Source organism: Ruegeria sp. A4, assembly GCF_056543025.1.
Genome location: NZ_JBQGAW010000010.1, coordinates 14,414 through 31,436 on the forward strand (window position 1 = coordinate 14,414; position 17,023 = coordinate 31,436).

The window sequence follows — 17,023 nt, forward strand, 5'->3', positions numbered from 1 at the left end:
GGCCAGAGCGCTACTTTGCTACTTGTTTTGTTCCTGCCTGCCCATGCGCTTTCCTCGGAAACCGAAGCTTCATGGCCGGAGCCTCAATGAAGTGCCATGACAGGACCGCGCATAACAGGGAGAGGGGGAAAGACATCGCCATGTTGATGACTGGCGTCACGACGCCAGACTGCGCCACCAGTTGCTGGATCGGGAACGCGTAGATGTAGACCCCGTAGGAATAGTCGCCAAGCTTGTTGTAGCGCAAGAGAAGCGGGATTTTGACATAGCCGGCAAAAACCACGGCATAAGACAGGCTGATCGCAAAGACAGGTAGAAACAGTGGTGTGAACCAGGCCATAAAGGACAACGCGGCGGACAGGGCCAGCAGCGACCAGGACAATGGTATGTGCCGGCGCCAGATGTAAAAAACCATTCCCGACAGAAAAGGCAGACCAAGCCTTGTGAGGACCTCGATCCTTGGATTCACGTCAATGAATACGACGATGATTGTATAGAAACACAGGAATAACAGCGTTAGACCGGCAAAAATCTTTTTGTTTCCCAAAAATCCAAGCAAGCCACATAAGAGGACGCCCACATAGCAGGTGACCTCGTATGAAAGAGACCAGAGCGAGCCATTGATCGCGGCACCATAGGGGTTGGATTCGAACACGCCTGGCAATGTGTATTGCAGTTTGAACAACAGTATGTTGCGGATGAAGTAGCTGCCGGCTTCGCCCCAAAAAACAGAAGGGGGCGCTTGTGTTAACAGAAGCCCGGCAACCAGAATGGTGATTACGGTTACCACGGCAAGCGCTGGGAACAGCCTCAGGGCTCTGGCGATCAGGAATGATGCTGCAGACGGGTTCCGGTCGAAACTGCGTGTAATGAAAAAACCCGAAATTGCAAAGAAAGCCCATACGCACATCAGACCAAGCGACAGCCCATGCAGTGTGGATTCAAACGGCTGCCCGAACTCGGCGCCCAAACTCAGAGGATAGGCATGTGACACCAGCACAAGACTGGCCGCGATGATCCGGATCAGATTGAAATTGTTATCCCGCCCGTCTGATCGATCTGCGATAAACAGCGCAGGCTTCCCCGAAATCACATGCACATTATGCTCACTCATCTGCGGTTCTCTAGGTCACTGGCACTATCATGGGATACACAATTATTTGGAAGCTGATCTTTGATACAATATCCATGGTGCGGTTGTCGCAAGAATATTGAATCCCTGGATCTTTGGCGGAAACGATTCCGTCGAGCAAACGACAATTGTGTCAGCTTTGGCGTTTGACAATGTGGTTATTGCGGACGGCACTGTATGATGTGCGTCCGAGGCAACGTTCTGAACCACGTTTTGCACCTGGGCCAGCGGCCCGATGATGTGCAGCGGGTGCTGGGTGGGATCGGCGAAGGTGGGGATCGCGGTGCCGTTAAAAATCATGAGAAAGGACAGGGGTCGGCAATTGGGCCGAAAAAAGCGTGGATCCCTGGCGTCTTCGACATAGGCACCCGCGCCCAGGCTACGCGTATCATGGCTGCTCAGTGCCTCAAGATACGAGGCGTAACTTCTGCCGTCCTGATACCATCCGATGCTCAGCACCAGGTTTCGTGCCAGAAAAAGTCCTGCGATCATCGCAATAACGATTTCGCGGGACGGTGATTTCACATCGGGAGCCAGAGACAGGCTTGCGGCCAGAAGCGCCAGAAGTAAAAGCGGGATGCGTTCGCCCAAATGCCCGACACCGAACAGGGTCGGGGGTACGATCAGGATCAGCAGCACGCACAGGGCCACTGCAAGCTTCATGCGTCTGTCGATCTGCAATATCCCGGTCACGAGCCCGCCGATCAGTACGCCCCACAATACGATGCCAAAGCCCCAGTCGATCGATTGCCATGTGGTTTCGGCCACGCGAAGGAAGCCATCAACTCTCAGATAGGCTTCGGTGCTCAGCCGAACCCATAATGTTCCCTGTTCGGCATGGGCGAGAATACTTTCTATCGGTATGGTGCTTCCCGCACTTATGGTTTTCGTTTGGGTAAACAACAGGGTTGGTATGACAGCGACCAGCGCAAGCCTTGAAGCTTTGTAAAAAAGGGTACGCCCCCCCGGGTGACCGGGTCCAAGAGCAAGTGACAGCTCGACCGCACCCAACAGTAACCCCCACAACGCAAAGGCCAGCCCATGAATGAAAAACAGGAGCACACCTATGCACATAGTCACGGTCAATTGCCGGACAGGCCGGCCCTGTGTCGCAATCCAGTATCCGATAGCGCCCAGCAGAACCCCCAATCCAAGCAGGAAATTCGAAAAGCCCCAGATCAGAATATGGTTATACGCCACCAGACCGGCCAAAAAAACGGTCAGTACCGAGAGTTGGCCGTGCAAAACACGTGACAGATACAGAATACCCGCGAACGGGGCCGCAATGATCAACCCCGCTATCAGCTTGGCCCCCAAAAGCGGGGGCAGTACATGCATGATACCTGTGCCTAGAATGTCCAGTCCGAGATTGGGCAGCGGTTGCCAAGCGGCTTCGTAGTTCTGTTGCAACATGACCGAGTCCGGCAACTTGGCCAGAATATAATAGCGGGCAATATGGGCGTAGAAATCTGTCAGCGGTAGAACAGGGGTTACGCACAGGGGAACGAGGCAGGCAAACAGAGTCAGTGCCAGAACCGGGCGCAGTGAACGGCGTCGAAGTGTCGTAATCATTGCTGCCGCAGGCACATTTCCACCCACATACCAAGAACTAAAAAACCTGATCCCTCAGATATCAGTAACAGATCATTGTGCAATCTATAGTGCTTAATGCCATCTGACACCCGGGACGCAATGACTTCAGGGGAAAGATCTGGTGGCCAGGGCGCTGCGATCACATCGAGCTTGCCGTCTTTCTAAAACGGTACAAAGCGGGGCAGGCGGTTCAGGCTTGGCTCCATGAAACGTTGCAACCTTGCATCCGCATCCGCTTCGGTTTCACCGGGCAGGATGGGGGTCACAAACCGGACCAGAGCACCATCGGTGCGCCCCATGGTGAAGCCGTCCTGAATGACGCTCATCTTGGCGCGGAAATCATTGACCATACGCTTGCCGCGCTGCTCGAACCAGTAATAGACCAGCTGTTTTGACAGCTCTTTCTGGATCACGGCGCGGTTGACCGTAAAGCTGCCATAAGGCGTGTTGCCCGGGTTGATCTCATAAGGTTCAAGGCTGAAGATTTCCCAGCCGCCCACCGGCAGGCACACTTCGGGCGAATGGATGCCGTCGCCGTCGGTCTGCTTGTCGTAAAAGGCCACGAACATGTTCACGAAGTCGCCCGATCCGGTGTTGATATAGGTGGCATTGAGGTAATCGCTGGCCCCCAGAACCTGTTCAACCTGTGGATCCAACGTGGTGGGCGACCCGGACCAGGGGCCAAGCTGCCGTGGATAGAGAACAAACGGGTCACGTTCCACAGGCCGCACTTCGGAAGCGGGCTGCAGGGTCCAGGCGGTTGAAACCGCAAGCGTCAGAAGGGCCGCAACCGCCAGCGCCACCGATGCGCGAATGCCAAAGATACGCAAGGCAACAGAACCCAGCCCCTGGGTATCCAGATCAATGGTCTCGGCAAAGGGTTGCGGATTCGGCGCCAGGCGCTGCAAGCCGATGGCCATCAGGAACAGAATGGCGACGCAGAGCAGGAAGATGATCCAGCCTTCAAAGAAATGCATGAAGCCTTCAGCCTGCTCGATGCCGTGCTGATTGACCAGCACGCCGATCACGCCAATGCGGATCGAGTTCATCAGCACGGTCAGAGGGGCCGCCGAAACCAGCAAAACCACCTTGTGCCAGATCGGGCCACGGTAAAGCAGGGCAAAGAGATACGAGAAGCTCAGGATCGGGAACAGATAGCGCAGCCCGGAACAGGCCTCGGCCACCTGCAGTTTGTAGACCCCCAGATCGATGATGTTGCCTTCGATGAAAACCGAAACACCGGCCATCTGCACGAACCAGACGCCCAGCTCGGATGAAATCCATTGCAGGAAGATCGTGAGCTTCCAATAGACGAACTGCGGCAGCGGCAGCATGAACACCAGATGCAGCACGGGAAGCTGGTGGTATTTGCCCCGCTGCCAGCCGAACACGGTCAGCATGACGCCGCCCACCCAGATGATCATGGCATAGGTGACGATATCGGGAATACGGGCCAGGTTGCCCAGAATGGCGATGATCAGGGCCACGGCAATCACAAGCACGCCCGGCCAGCGATCATGCACAACCGGGTTGGGGGGCGGCATATCCCGCAATTCACGCAGGAACAGATACAGCGAGATGATCGGGATCAGCGGGCCATGGCTGTATTCGGGGGTGCTCCAGGCGGCGCCCAGAGACACGATCCCGATCCAGAAGACGGGTATCGATCCAAGCAGCAGCAGGACAAACCAGAACAGCCCGACGGTGTTCATGACCGGCAAGCCTCTTCTGGCCGCTTCAAGGATATTACTGCGGCTGTTCTTCGAATCGAGGTGATGCATCACGGTCCATCATGCACAATAAGGTGCGGCCTGAAATTATGACGGCTCAAGCTCCCGCTATTTTGATCCGTTTTCGGGACATTGGGCGCGGGATGTCCTGATTGTCGATATCATGAACCGCGTGAATGAGCGTCAGGGTTTGAGAGAAAAGCGCCGGCCCAAAGTCAGAAAGACCGAGTTTGAAGTTGCCTTAAAGCCGTTTTGATCGTCCATTTCATATTGGTACCCCACGTTTACGGCCCAGTCTTTCGTGACCGCTCGTGTATAGGACGCACTGAACGTACCGCGCTGGCGCGGGTTGGGTTGACCGGTTCCCTCGTCTTCCTGGTCGATGTAATCGATACTGAAAGACAGCCCCGATACCGGGTTGATGAAATAGTCATATGTCAGAAACACCAGTGTTTCGCGTGTTTCTATGCTCTGCGTACTGGTGCCGACCCGGCGTTGCACCGTTGCCCCGATCCGGGAACTGGCCAGCTGATAGCTGTAGTCGAGCTGCCCGATCGGTGTGACTTCGTCGAATGGTCCTCTGGTCAGGCCCACGTTGAAGCTCAACACGCCGTTGGCGCGCTGAAAACTGCGGCCGGCCGTTGCGTTTATCCGTGACCCATTAACCCCGAATGTCTGGTCAATCTGAAAATCCGCCGAGCCGTCTGGCAGGGTTTTGCTCCATGCGAAATCCCAGACGAAATCCTCGGTTACGGTGTTGGTATTGGTTGTGCGCTGCGTGTCATCCACCTGACTGTAACCGATATTCGCACTGACGGTGGTGACAGGGGATACGTCATAGGTTCCGCCAACTGTCACAACCGTTGTTTGCTCATCGGTTCGCACGTTGTCCTCTGCCGAGAAATCAGTGTAGCCGAGACGCAAGTTGGCCTGAAAAACCGGTGACACCCGCAATGTCGTGATCGCCGTGTAATTGCTTGACTTGTTGTCGAACAGGTTCGGATCGATTGTGTTTGTATAAGTGCGTTCGCTATAGCTGTAGATGAATTGGAACCCGATTGGATCATTCAGGCCGGTTTGCCAATTCAGGTTGCCCAAGGAGTTGACCTGATCCCCGATGGTTCCGGTCACATCGGCGGCATCAATTCTGCCATCCAGATTGGTGTCGGTCAGTGAACGATTAAAAGCCAGATCCTGTTCGCGGTAATCCAATAGCAGGTCAAGCTGGCTGTTCTGGCGCGACCGCTGATACGACAGGCGGGCAGACGGGTCCGCAAAGCTGGAATCCGTCCCGATAATCGGCTCATTGGCGATCCGGTACAGTCCGGAAAGGTCAAGAGCCAATCTCGAATCCGAGGTCTGCTTCAGAATACCCAATGCCAGCGTATTCTCCCACCAGGTCGTGGACCCAAGCGAAGGATCGGTCAGGCGAAGATTGCTGTCATGTCTGAGCGACGAGAGATAATCCAGGGTCACACTCAGGCCGGTCCCGGTCCCAATCTGCTGACCGGTTGGCAGGCCGACCCTTCGGGCCGGGTTTCGTTGTGCCCGTTGTGCGATCAGTTGCTGGCTGGGTGTCTGCTGCACAACCGTCGGTGCGACGGTTGTCTGCTGCACGGATGTTTGCTGTGTCGAGGTTTGTGTTTGCTGCGCAGTCGTTTGCTGTGTCGAGGCCTGCTGCCCGACAGCTGGTGTAAACGAACTTATGACAGCGATCCCGCCCCCCAGAATGGTGGACAGCCTGCTCCTGGATTTCCCCACCTGTATCAGCCCCTATTCGAACAAGCGGCGTGCTGGTACGACAACAACGTCTCCGGGTCTAAGCACTGTATTGCCTTGGATGCCACCGCCCGAGCCTTTGTAGTTATAGGTGTATTTTCTCATCACGCCTGTTTTACTGTCAGCCCGGCGCAATTCGATGCGCTTGCGAGCCGCGAAATTGGTCAGGCCACCGGCCTGAGCCAAAACCTGGAGAATTGTTGTGCCTTCGGTTGCCAGATGCTTGCCGGGCACATTGACCTCACCCATGATGAAAACATCGATGGTTGGTCCGGATGCGGCCTGTCCGCCCAGAAGCGGCGGCGGAGCCAGCGACGCCACTGAAATAAAGACTGTCGGCGGCGTATTGAAATTCGAGGCCAACGCCGATGAGAGCGACGCGCTTAATCCGCTGGTCGACTGACCGGCCGCACGGATCGAGCCGGCAAGCGGAAAGTTGATGGACCCGTCCGGCAGAACCAGAATGGTCCGATTCAGGGTGGGGTCTTCGAGAACTTCAACCTGCAGCGCATCACCCGGTTGGATTTGATAGGATTGCGCCCATGATGCGGTGGCCACGATCATGGTAATGACAAGTGCGGTCAAGGACCCGATGACTGTACGCATATTCAAATCTCTCACTTTTTCCTACTTATGCCTTCCCACAAGCTGCAAAACAATCAGCAGGGAGTCTGATACATACAAGATGCGGCAGAAATGCAGCGGCGTCATTAGCTCTGCGTTAGTGGCTGTTGGTGGGTACAGCGTTCAGCTGTTCAATCTCAGCCTCTACCAATGATGCGACTTCCGTAGAAGCCCCGCTGAAAGCCCTGGCTTTATGGAGAAGACGCAGCGCATCTTCGTTCCGTTCCAAAGCCGCATATGTTTTCCCCAGATGATATAGTACCAGGGGATGCTCAGGGAACGCCGCTGCCGCAGGTTCAAGATAGGCGACCGCCTCTTCATAATTTCCCACCCGGTAGGCGACCCAGCCATATGTTTCTTGAAAGACCGGTTCCTGTGTGCCGCGCAAACGTTGCGCCAAAACTTGCGCGCGCCGCAGGCTCTCCTCATCGTTACGATGTGTTGTCAGCAGGCTTGCAAGATTGTTGGCTACAATCAGAGAGCGATTGGTGATCGGATAGAGCTTTTCGTATGTTGCGATTGCTTGGTCCAGATCCCCGCTGCGTTCGTACTCCGTCGCCTGCAGCATGAGCAAGGCCGGGTTTTCAGGCAGATTGGTCAATGCCTCGGTCAGAATTTCCCTAGCCTGATCGGGCGCGTTCCGTTCCGTTGCCAATCCGTGCAACGCAATCCATGCCCGCGTCGTAGTCGGATATTCCTCAAGAATGACACGGTAGAGCTGCTCAGCCTCACCGCGGTCGCCTTCACTGATCAACGCGCGGGCTTTGATCAGGCGGATTGGCAAAGAATCCGGGTCTTCTGCAAGCAACTGGTCAAGATGGGCGAAGGCTTCGGCCGTCTGCCCCTTTGTAAGCATCAGGCGAACAAGCGCGATATCGGCGGGCAGGCCAAATTCGGGATCATCCGCCAGCTCGTTCAAGAAAGAGGTCAGCTCTTGTGTGCGTTGCTGTGCGGCCAGCATGTGCGCCCTGAGCTCATTCGCGGAGCGCCGTGTTCCCGGGCTGTCCAGATCCCTGATGGCATGAAGGACGGTTTCCAGGCGGTCCCAATCCTGCATGCTCAGATATACTTCTCCCAACAAAAGCAGAAGCTCGGAATGTTCCGGAGTCTGGCGCAGGGCTTGGGCCAAAACACGTTCGGCGATCACCAGATCACCTTCCGCGATCAGAAATCGGACATAGCGCAGCGTTTCGTCCGGTGCGTTCCCCGAAATTTCCGTCGCCAGCGCCAGCATCTCGCCCATCAGTTCTCTGTCTCCGTTGCGCTCATGCGCCTGGGCCATCAGGGTCATCAATTGCGGGTCACGCGGCGCCTGACCGAGCGCTTCGCGCAAAAGCACAATCGCATCGCCGGTCTTGTCCTCGTCAATCAGCCAGGACGCCTTGAACTTGAGAGCGCTGACCTGGGCTGCATCCTCGGACAGGACTTTTTCCACCAAAGCGCGGGCTTCATCGGGCTGGCCGACCTGGAACAGCATGAGGGCAAATTCTGCCTCACTAGCGCGGGTCTGTATGTTTCTTTCCGCGCCTTCCAGCAGTGTCTGCATCTCGGCGATCGCGGCTTGTTCATCACCCGATCGGAATTTCAGCGCTGCACGCACCGTCTTGAATTGGAACGTGTTCGGGCCGTTCTGAGCGATGATCGTATCCAGCTCGGCAATTGCCGCTGCAGAGTCGCGGTTATCGTTCAGAAAGGCGATCAACCGCTGTGTCGGCATGTGATCTTCAGCGAGCGGATCCACCTCGGCCCGCAGCATCTGTTCTGCCGCATCCAGATTCCCCTGATCGATATAATGTTCCACAAGCAACTGCTCGACGCCCTCATCGTCAGGGAATGTCACGGCCATCTGCCGAAGAAACGCCTCGATTTCTGCGGGCATATCCAGTTCCTGAAGCGCGCGGAGCCGGATTCCATAAAGGCTTTCTTCCATTGGATCGGTGGCTATGGCCACCTCTGTTTCCTGCAGAACACCGGGCCAGTCCTCATCGCGGATCAGATGGTCAATGACGATCTGGCGCGCGGTCATCAGTTCCGGATGGCTTTTGATCATCTCGCGGGCTCTATGGACGGCGACGTCCACACCTGCGAAATCCCCATCCCTGACCGCGTCGGTGTAAGCCAGCATATTATTGATGGATTTGATTTCGATATCATCCGGAGCCAGAGCACTTGCCAATGCGCCGTGACGCCTGACGTCTTCCCAATTCCCCACTTCCAGAGCCATCTCGGCAAGGTTCCGATGGCCCTCAAGGTTGTCCGGATACTGTTCTATCAGCCGCAGATACTGACCATATGCAACCGGGATGTTGCCGCGCTCGCGCTCCACCCTGGCAAAGGTCAGTCGCGCTTCTTTGTGCTGGCCGTTGAGGTTGAAAACATTCCTGAACTCAACAAGTGCGCGTTCGACATCACCGGCTTCCAGATGGGCCAGCCCGGCCTGGAAATGCGCTTCGGCCCGTTCCTCGGCCGAGTCGCATGCGCTCAGCAGGAGCGTCGCCGCAAAAAGGGCTGCGATCAGCCGTGCGCCAATAGGAGGTACGATCCAGCTCATTGCTGTTCTCCTGCAAAACTCAAGGAAAAGCATACAACCAATCAACCTGTTCGGCTGTATGGCCCGTTCTCAGCAACCCGTGCCGCGCAGGACAACAAAGATGGTCCGGAACACGATTGAAACATCTGTGCTGAACGACATGCTTTTCCAATACTCGGTATCGTGAAACGCACGCTCAGCAAATGTGGACTGATTGCGTTTCGAAACCTGCCAGGGTCCCGAAAGGCCGGGACGCATGGCGGCATAGAATTTTCCAGGATAAAGTTCTTTCTGGCTCACCATCATCGGGCGGGGGCCGACCACGGACATTTCACCGATAAAAACGTTCCAGAACTGCGGCAGCTCATCCATCGAGGATTTGCGCAGGAAAGTTCCGAACTTGATGATACGTGGGTCATTGCGCAGCTTCTGATCACGGTCCCATTCTTCCTGGGCTTCGGGGTTCTTCGCCAGATGTTCCTGAAGCACGGTTTCAGCATCATGGACCATGGTGCGCAATTTGAGCATCTTGAAGGCTTTGCCATTCTTGCCGACACGTTCCTGCCGATAAAACGGAGTCACGCCCTGGCATGCAAGAAACGCGGCCAGCAACAGCACCACCGGCACGACAAAAGGCGCTGCAAGCACTGCGAACGCTATGTCAAAAAGACGCTTGCCTCCGCTTCTGTATATCCCTGGATATGACACTGCAGCAGGCACAACAGAAATACCGGAGTAGCCCGCGCCAGCGTTGGCCACTTCTTTCGAATGACTTGTCACTATTTAAACCCCCAACACACACAATTACTCACGAACCACTCACCAAACTTACGAACCGAACACGCTCGACCTCAACCACATATATTTAAAATCTTATATTTTTATACCACTTCGACCCTGCACTTACTCACTTGCGAGGCCGCTTTCCCGTATTCAACTGTTAACAAATTCCACCTGCCTTGCAAAACATTAATGCTGGCGAACGTGTTCTCTGGTCGCTGAATACAGGTGCTTTTTTACAGTATCGTGAAGATACGATCAGCTGATTGGCCGCAAATTCATGAACTTTCGTTTCCCCGTGGGACACAATGAGCGAAAATTCCACCCTTTAGGTTTGATTTCCGCCCTTAGAATCTTTTTTAATGTGTGATCGCATCAGGTTCTGGTCGCCTCTTTTTTGGTCAACCTAATAAGGACGCAACGGAAACAATCGCACCGATCACTTCAGATTGAGAAAGTGGGAAGGTCAATTCACCGCGTGTGCAGTTTAGTGGTGCCTGCTATCTTGATTTTGTGACAAACTAGTACCCAAGTACTTTTTGTTTATGTGATGTGTTCGTTGTGTAAGGGATTTCTGGTGGTTCAGAGTATGAGTTTGGATAATCTCCGGGGGGCCAGTACGAGGTTTGACAAGGCAGAAGGCAACCGAGGTGCAATGGCGTCCAGCGACGGGTTTTATCTAGATTATTTCGGGCTTGACCGACGGCCCTTCACGCTGCTTCCGGATCCCGGATTCATGTACTGGTCGCCGTTGCACAAGCGCGGTTACTCGGTCCTGCAATTCGGCATCATGAGCTGTGCGCCCATCACCGTGCTGACCGGGGAAATCGGGGCCGGGAAAACCACCCTGATACAGCATCTCCTCAGCGAGATGGAGCAGTCGATCACGGTTGGGCTGATCTCGAATGCGCAAGGCGGTCGCGGAGAGCTGCTGCAATGGGTCCTGCACGCGCTGGGTCTGCCGATCGAGGCGGATGCAAGCTATGTACAGATATTCCGGGCGCTGCAGGATTTCCTGGTCGCGGAATATGCCGAGGGCCGGCGGGTGGTTCTGATCTTTGACGAAGCGCAGAACCTGACCGTCGAAGGGTTGGAAGAAATCCGGATGCTGACCAATATCAACTCGAATACGGATGAGCTGATCCAGCTTGTTCTGGTTGGTCAGCCTGAATTGCGCGACATGGTTCTTGATCCCAAGATGCGCCAGCTGACACAGCGCGTTGCCGCAAGTTTTCATCTTGAACGGATGGATGAGTCTTCGGTCAAAGCCTATATCAGACATAGGATGAAAACGGCTGGCGGTTCAGGCGATGAGTTCACCGAAGAGGCCTGCAAGCAGATTTTCACACAAACGCGCGGTGTTCCGCGACTTGTAAATCAGTTCTGCGACTTTGCCCTGCTTTATGCCTGGACGAATGAGGCCGAGAAAGTGGATGAAGAGGTTGTGGAGCAAGTGGTCAAAGATGGCGTGTTCTTTGGCGGAAACTCACTCGAGAAGGAGCTGACAGTCTGATATGGGCCCGGTTCGCTATTACTTTTCCATTTTCCTGAGACGGTTTCCGTATTTTCTGATCGTCGCCCTGATCGTGTCTGTAGCGTCATTCATTGTCGCTAGAGCGTTGCCTGCCACGTATGTCTCGACGATGCGCCTTATTGTTGAATCGCCTCAGATTCCGGGCAATTTGGCTGCCAGCACCGTCACGACACCTGCAGCGGAACAGCTTCAGATCATCGAACAGCGCCTGCTGACCCGTCCGACCCTTCTGGAAATCGCGCGCGAGTTTCAGGTTCTGCCCGACCAGGATGAAGCAAGCCCCGATCAGGTTGTCAAAGCCATGCGCAAGAACACCTCGATCTGGATTTCCAGCGGTCTCAATCAGGCCAATCTGATGACAATCAGTTTCGAGGCGCGAACCGGTCCGATCGCAGCTGGTGTGTTGAACGCGTATCTGACCGAAATCCAAAAGCTGGACGTCTCGTATCGCAAGGAGCGCGCGACCGACACGCTGGCCTTTTTCCAGCTGGAAGTTGATCGCCTGAGCAACGAACTAAGCAGGCGCAGCGCCCGCATTCTCGAGTTCAAGAATGATAATTCCGATGCGCTCCCCGACAGTCTGCAGTTCAGGTTGGCTCAGCAAGGGGCATTGCAAACCAATCTTGAACAAACGGATCAGCAGATATTTTCCCTCCAGGCCCAGCGGGAAAACCTCATAAGCATCTTCAGCTCGACGGGTCAGGTTGTCGGGGTTTCGCCGCAAAACCAGACCCAGGCACAGCAGCAACTAAGTCTGTTGCAGACTCAGCTCGACAGTCAACTCGTGGTCTATTCCGAGAGCAGCCCGCAGATCAAACTGCTTCGCGCAAGAATCGAAAAGCTTGAGCAGGTTGTCGCTGCCGAACAAGCAACAGCCCCGACGCAACCTGACGTACAGACGGGCAATTCGTCCCTTGACCTGCAGCTGGCGCAGGTCGACTCACAGATTGTTGCACTCGAAGACCAACGCCGCGTGCTTCAGGACCGGCTTGACGCACTCACCCTGACGATTGATCAGACCCCGGCCAATGCCATCACGCTTGCAGAACTGCAGCGCGAACACGACAATATTCAAACCCAATATAATGTCGCGGTCAGCCGGTTGGCCGAGGCCTCGACCGGAGAACGAATCGAGGTCACGTCCCAGGGGCAGCGTATTTCCGTCATTGAACACCCGTCCACGCCAACCGAGCCGTCCAAGCCAAACCGATTGATGATCGCCGGAGGGGGCGCTGCCTTTGGCATCGCACTGGGGCTGGGGCTTGTGGTTCTGCTGGAGATCCTAAATCGGTCCGTACGTCGCCCCGAAGATCTGATCAGCAAGCTTGATGTCTGGCCGATCGCCACGATCCCCTATGCCCCCTCACGTGGCGAAGTCATCATACAGCGAACCGTTTGGGGTGGGATCATATTGGCCATTCTGATCGGGGTTCCCGCAGCAGTCTGGGCCGTGCACATCTATTATCTGCCCCTCGATCTTATTGCAGAGAGAGTCATGGATAAACTGGAGACATTCTGGTGAGCATTGTTTCGATTGATTTGGTGGAAATGTAATGGACCGTCTTCAGCAAGCGATTCAGAAAGCGCGTGAAGAACGCAACAGCCGGCAGCAATCTCAACCCGTGTCGGCTACAGAAGCTCGGCAGCCCCCGGCACAGCAAGTAAGTGTCGATGAAGATATCTGGCTGGCTGTACCAGAGATAAAGATCGAGAAACACCTTATCTCTCGCAACCGTTTGATGTCATTCTATGGGGGCGCAGATGCATCACCTTATGACATGTTGCGCACCAAGATGCTGCAGCAGACTCTCTCCAATGATTGGCACCGGATAGCGCTGACATCCCCGTACAGCGGATGTGGCAAAAGCACGACGGCCGCCAATCTGGCCTTCAGTCTGGGGCGGCAGGAAGAGCTGCGCACGATCGTGATAGATTTCGACATGCGGCGCAGGGGGTTGGCCGAGATCCTGAAACAAACCGGTAGCCACAGCATGGCAGACGTCATTCAAGGAGCGGTCCCGTTTCGCGAACATGCTGTACGTTATGGCAATAACGTGATCTTCGGACTGAATTACGCATCCACACGCAACCCGGCGGAAATCTTGCAGAGCCGACGGGCAATTGAATTTCTCGAACAGCTTGAGGCGGATTACAAACCCGACGTCATTCTGTTCGACACGCCCCCCCTGATGATGAGCGATGACAGCCACGGCTTTCTCAGGAACGTCGATTGTGCCCTGCTTCTGGCTGCCGCCGAAGAAACCAGCATTGACCATATTGACGTTGCCGAACAGCAACTGGCGGAACTGACCAGCGTCATGGGGATCGTGCTGAACAAATGCCGATACATCAGCGGGACATTTGGCAATGAGTACGGATACTACTGATACGGCTCCGGCCGATGCAGTGATCATTCCCCATTACAACGATTTGCCCCGGCTGGAACGATGTCTTCTTGCCCTGAGAGAGAATGATCTGACGGCAACTGAAATCGTTGTCGTTGACAACAACTCTCCGGTTTCGCTGGATACGATGCGCCAGGCCTTTCCCGAGGTGCATTTCGTGGTGGAAACCCAAAAGGGCGCGGCCCATGCCCGCAATCGCGGAGCTGCAGAAACCAGAGCGCCCCGACTGTTTTTCATTGACGCCGATTGCGTACCCGCGCCGGACTGGTTGAGCGTCGGGCGTCAGGTCGCGGATCAGGCCGATCTGATTGGTGGCCGGGTAGATGTCTTTGACGAAACCCCACCCCCGCGCAGCGGCGCAGAAGCGTTCGAGGCTGTTTTTGCATTCAACTTCCGCAGGTATATCGAGGTTCAGGGGTTTTCCGGCGCCGGCAACCTGCTGACCCGACGCGATGTGTTCGATGCGATCGGCGGGTTCATCAACGGTGTCTCGGAAGATCGGGAATGGACCATGCGCGCGGTCGCGCGCGGTTATAGCCTGATCTACCGGGACAACTTTCGTGTCAGCCATCCATCCCGGCAGAATTGGCCCGCGCTCAAGGCCAAGTGGCGGCGCACGACACAAGAGGCATATCTGCTGCATGGCACCAACGCCGCCGCGCGCATGCGGTGGGCGATCCGTGGGTTGGCCATGCCAGCCAGTGCAATTGTGCACACCCCGAAAATCCTCAGAAGCGACAAGCTGTCCTCGGCGGGCGAAACCAGTCGGGCGGTCATCACATTGTTCCGGCTCAGATGTCAGCGGATGATCTGGATGTTGCGCCAGGCGGCAGGTGGCAACATCTGATCAAAAGAAAAGGGACCGCGAAACGGCCCCTTGTCCTGTTCGTCAGGTTTGTGTGTCGCTCAGGCGGCCTTGCGGCGACGCGTCAGAGCCAGACCACCAAGCGCGGTCAGAAGCAGCAGACCACCGGCGGGTAGCGGAACTGCAGCCACGTCAAAGTCAAAGCTGATCGGACCACCATTCGTCGTTGCTTGCGAATTCGCCCAGCTGAACACAAGGTTCTGGCTCAGGGAGTTCGGGCTTACGCTGCTGAACAATGTGCTGAGCGTGGTCTGTATACCACCCAGAACCGCTGTACTCGCCAGAACGTTGCTGGGGTTCGCTGCGTCGACCCAGCTCATGGTCAGACCTGTGAACGCACCCAGTACCCGAATGGTAACCGACGCATTCGCTACTCCAATGAGCGGATCAATCGGCGATGTGAAGTTGACTGAATACGAGCCAGGCCCACCGAGTGTGGAAACAGATCCGATAAAGGCCGTATCAGATTTAATGTCATAGCTGCCGCCTGCCGTTACCGAGGTCAGCGCACTGGCCGATCCGGCCATCATCACAGCAGCAACAATCCCTGCCGCCATCATTTTTAAACTTCTAAACATACAAAGTCCCACCTTTGATTTTTATACACACAACCCGCTCGAAATCTCGGCAGGGCACCTACTGCAATCATTAATAATTCATTTCTATTTGATTGCGAAGGATTTTTCTCAGAATTGTGGCTTTTTATGGGCACAAACGCCCATTGACCGGCACAATGGATGTCTAAGTTACCGTTTGTTTCCCTATCGTGAACCAGAATCACCCCAATAAGGCGAATCTGCGTCTGGAGAACATACCGACTTTCCGGCGATTCCGAGCGTTTTCACACTGCACCAAGCATAATCCGAACCGGTTCGGGCGATGCAGAACCAACCCCGATCACTCTGTCATGAAATGCAACCGGCACGCCTTTTCACATGACGGGCGCCCCCGCTCTGCGCAAGGCGAGAAACAATACAAGCCATTTCAGCGCACTGTCTACTTTCAGCCCGGCACAAGGGCCCTGCGGGTCGCAACAGAAGGGAAAAAGGCCACAAACCCGGGTTCCACCATATTTATTCTTCGACGGTCCGAAAGTTTCGTGTAGCTTTGGATTGTTATTGTACTTAGTTCAGGCACGCATTTTCAATCGGAAGCCCTTGTTTAGCCGTTTGTCCATTGTGCCTGCCTATTTAGCGAGGAGACATTGCGCATGGGCGTTGGCCAGAACATAGCCGCTGAGAATGCGAACTGGACCTTTGGGGGCAGTGTTCCCGATACGTTTGTTGACCACATCAAATTGTCTGTTCCTCTTTATGAAATGGGTCACGGCCTGATCTGTCAGGTTTCCGATTTCTTCGTCCGCAATGACAGTCTCTGCTATGAAATCGGCACATCGACCGGGGAGTTGATCCGCAAACTGGCAGAACATAATGCAGGAAAGCCTGACGCACGCTGGATCGGGATCGATGTCGAACCTGAAATGGTGAAGGTCGCCGAAGCTCATTGCGCGGATGTCCCGAACATTTCCATTCTTCATGACGATGCCCGTCATATGGAGATGGAAAAGGCGGACATGATCGTCAGCTATTATACAATGCAGTTCATCCCGCCCCGGTACCGGCAGGAACTGTTCACCAAGATCTACAACACCCTGAACTGGGGCGGTGCGTTTGTCATGTTCGAAAAAGTCCGGGGGCCGGATGCGCGGTTCCAGGATCTTGTGACTCAGCTCTACAACGAATTCAAAATCAGTAACGGATTCTCAAGCGAGGAAATCGTCGAAAAGGCGCGCAGCCTGAAAAGCGTGCTGGAGCCGTTTTCCACCCAGGGCAATCTGGATCTGCTGGGCCGGGCCGGTTTCAAGGATGTGATGAGTATTCAGAAGTATATTTGTTTTGAAGGTTTTCTTGCTATCAAATGATTGCTTAGCGCGATTTTGGGCGGTGGCCACAGTGGAATTCGGCCCCACAGCCCGCTGGACGGAGGCAGCCAGGAACGCTGATGAACACGTCTGTTTCAAATCTCAATGACACGCGCCCGGACATCAGGCC

Annotated in this window: 13 protein-coding genes; 5 read left to right on the forward strand and 8 right to left on the reverse strand. The window is 55.1% G+C overall.

Annotated elements, in window-relative coordinates; genetic code table 11:
- Positions 1 to 10: 10 nt before the first annotated feature.
- From ACR0E2_RS18665 to ACR0E2_RS18695, 7 genes are all read right to left on the reverse strand, one after another.
- A complete protein-coding gene (locus ACR0E2_RS18665; RefSeq protein WP_171331834.1) occupies positions 11 to 1,114 on the reverse strand; it encodes an acyltransferase family protein in 1,104 nt (367 codons plus the stop codon).
- A gap of 42 nt (positions 1,115 to 1,156) precedes the next feature.
- A complete protein-coding gene (locus tag ACR0E2_RS18670) occupies positions 1,157 to 2,704 on the reverse strand; it encodes a hypothetical protein (RefSeq protein WP_171331833.1) in 1,548 nt (515 codons plus the stop codon).
- Positions 2,705 to 2,886: 182 nt separating this feature from the next.
- Positions 2,887 to 4,437, reverse strand: a complete 1,551-nt coding sequence (gene xrtD / locus ACR0E2_RS18675; RefSeq protein WP_480447499.1) for a VPLPA-CTERM-specific exosortase XrtD — start codon at positions 4,435 to 4,437, stop codon at positions 2,887 to 2,889.
- 201 nt (positions 4,438 to 4,638) lie between these two features.
- Positions 4,639 to 6,072: a hypothetical protein gene (locus ACR0E2_RS18680; RefSeq protein ID WP_171233832.1), complete on the reverse strand. Its 1,434-nt coding sequence runs from the start codon at positions 6,070 to 6,072 to the stop codon at positions 4,639 to 4,641.
- 156 nt (positions 6,073 to 6,228) lie between these two features.
- Positions 6,229 to 6,840: a polysaccharide biosynthesis/export family protein gene (locus ACR0E2_RS18685; RefSeq protein WP_170346999.1), complete on the reverse strand. Its 612-nt coding sequence runs from the start codon at positions 6,838 to 6,840 to the stop codon at positions 6,229 to 6,231.
- A 115-nt stretch (positions 6,841 to 6,955) separates the two neighbouring features.
- Positions 6,956 to 9,409, reverse strand: a complete 2,454-nt coding sequence (locus tag ACR0E2_RS18690; protein WP_480447500.1) for a tetratricopeptide repeat protein — start codon at positions 9,407 to 9,409, stop codon at positions 6,956 to 6,958.
- Between the two features lie 69 nt (positions 9,410 to 9,478).
- Positions 9,479 to 10,168 carry a sugar transferase gene (locus ACR0E2_RS18695; protein ID WP_480447501.1) on the reverse strand — a complete coding sequence of 230 codons (690 nt, stop codon included), beginning with the start codon at positions 10,166 to 10,168 and terminating at the stop codon, positions 9,479 to 9,481.
- 655 nt (positions 10,169 to 10,823) lie between these two features.
- On the opposite strand from ACR0E2_RS18695, the gene ACR0E2_RS18700 reads away from it, so the two are divergent.
- The 4 genes from ACR0E2_RS18700 to ACR0E2_RS18715 are packed head-to-tail and all read left to right on the forward strand — an operon-like array spanning position 10,824 to position 14,954.
- Positions 10,824 to 11,681, forward strand: coding sequence for an ExeA family protein (locus tag ACR0E2_RS18700; protein WP_171120590.1), 858 nt, complete (start codon positions 10,824 to 10,826; stop codon positions 11,679 to 11,681).
- A gap of 1 nt (position 11,682) precedes the next feature.
- Positions 11,683 to 13,224 (forward strand): GumC family protein, encoded by a 1,542-nt coding sequence (locus ACR0E2_RS18705; protein ID WP_171331829.1) that lies wholly within the window; start codon positions 11,683 to 11,685, stop codon positions 13,222 to 13,224.
- A gap of 31 nt (positions 13,225 to 13,255) precedes the next feature.
- Positions 13,256 to 14,089 carry a CpsD/CapB family tyrosine-protein kinase gene (locus tag ACR0E2_RS18710; protein WP_171331828.1) on the forward strand — a complete coding sequence of 278 codons (834 nt, stop codon included), beginning with the start codon at positions 13,256 to 13,258 and terminating at the stop codon, positions 14,087 to 14,089.
- Positions 14,070 to 14,954: a glycosyltransferase family 2 protein gene (locus tag ACR0E2_RS18715; protein ID WP_171331827.1), complete on the forward strand. Its 885-nt coding sequence runs from the start codon at positions 14,070 to 14,072 to the stop codon at positions 14,952 to 14,954. Before ACR0E2_RS18710 ends, ACR0E2_RS18715 begins: the two co-directional genes overlap by 20 nt.
- 59 nt (positions 14,955 to 15,013) lie before the next feature.
- Here the strand turns inward: ACR0E2_RS18715 and ACR0E2_RS18720 are convergent, their stop codons facing one another.
- On the reverse strand, positions 15,014 to 15,550 hold the full coding sequence (locus ACR0E2_RS18720) for a VPLPA-CTERM sorting domain-containing protein (RefSeq protein ID WP_171331826.1): 537 nt from the start codon (positions 15,548 to 15,550) through the stop codon (positions 15,014 to 15,016).
- 632 nt (positions 15,551 to 16,182) lie between these two features.
- On the opposite strand from ACR0E2_RS18720, the gene ACR0E2_RS18725 reads away from it, so the two are divergent.
- Complete coding sequence (locus ACR0E2_RS18725) at positions 16,183 to 16,893, forward strand: methyltransferase domain-containing protein (RefSeq protein WP_171233828.1); 711 nt, start codon at positions 16,183 to 16,185, stop codon at positions 16,891 to 16,893.
- Positions 16,894 to 17,023: the final 130 nt, after the last annotated feature.

Bases quoted from the DNA above. Each gene is read 5' to 3' on its own strand.
- ACR0E2_RS18710 (WP_171331828.1), top strand. From the start codon at position 13,256: ATGGACCGTCTTCAGCAAGCGATTCAGAAAGCGCGTGAAGAACGCAAC.
- ACR0E2_RS18720 (WP_171331826.1), bottom strand. From the start codon at position 15,550: ATGTTTAGAAGTTTAAAAATGATGGCGGCAGGGATTGTTGCTGCTGTG.
- ACR0E2_RS18705 (WP_171331829.1), top strand. From the start codon at position 11,683: ATGGGCCCGGTTCGCTATTACTTTTCCATTTTCCTGAGACGGTTTCCG.
- ACR0E2_RS18665 (WP_171331834.1), bottom strand. From the start codon at position 1,114: ATGAGTGAGCATAATGTGCATGTGATTTCGGGGAAGCCTGCGCTGTTT.
- ACR0E2_RS18725 (WP_171233828.1), top strand. From the start codon at position 16,183: ATGGGCGTTGGCCAGAACATAGCCGCTGAGAATGCGAACTGGACCTTT.
- ACR0E2_RS18715 (WP_171331827.1), top strand. From the start codon at position 14,070: ATGAGTACGGATACTACTGATACGGCTCCGGCCGATGCAGTGATCATT.
- ACR0E2_RS18685 (WP_170346999.1), bottom strand. From the start codon at position 6,840: ATGCGTACAGTCATCGGGTCCTTGACCGCACTTGTCATTACCATGATC.
- ACR0E2_RS18670 (WP_171331833.1), bottom strand. From the start codon at position 2,704: ATGATTACGACACTTCGACGCCGTTCACTGCGCCCGGTTCTGGCACTG.
- ACR0E2_RS18700 (WP_171120590.1), top strand. From the start codon at position 10,824: ATGGCGTCCAGCGACGGGTTTTATCTAGATTATTTCGGGCTTGACCGA.
- ACR0E2_RS18690 (WP_480447500.1), bottom strand. From the start codon at position 9,409: ATGAGCTGGATCGTACCTCCTATTGGCGCACGGCTGATCGCAGCCCTT.
- xrtD (WP_480447499.1), bottom strand. From the start codon at position 4,437: ATGAACACCGTCGGGCTGTTCTGGTTTGTCCTGCTGCTGCTTGGATCG.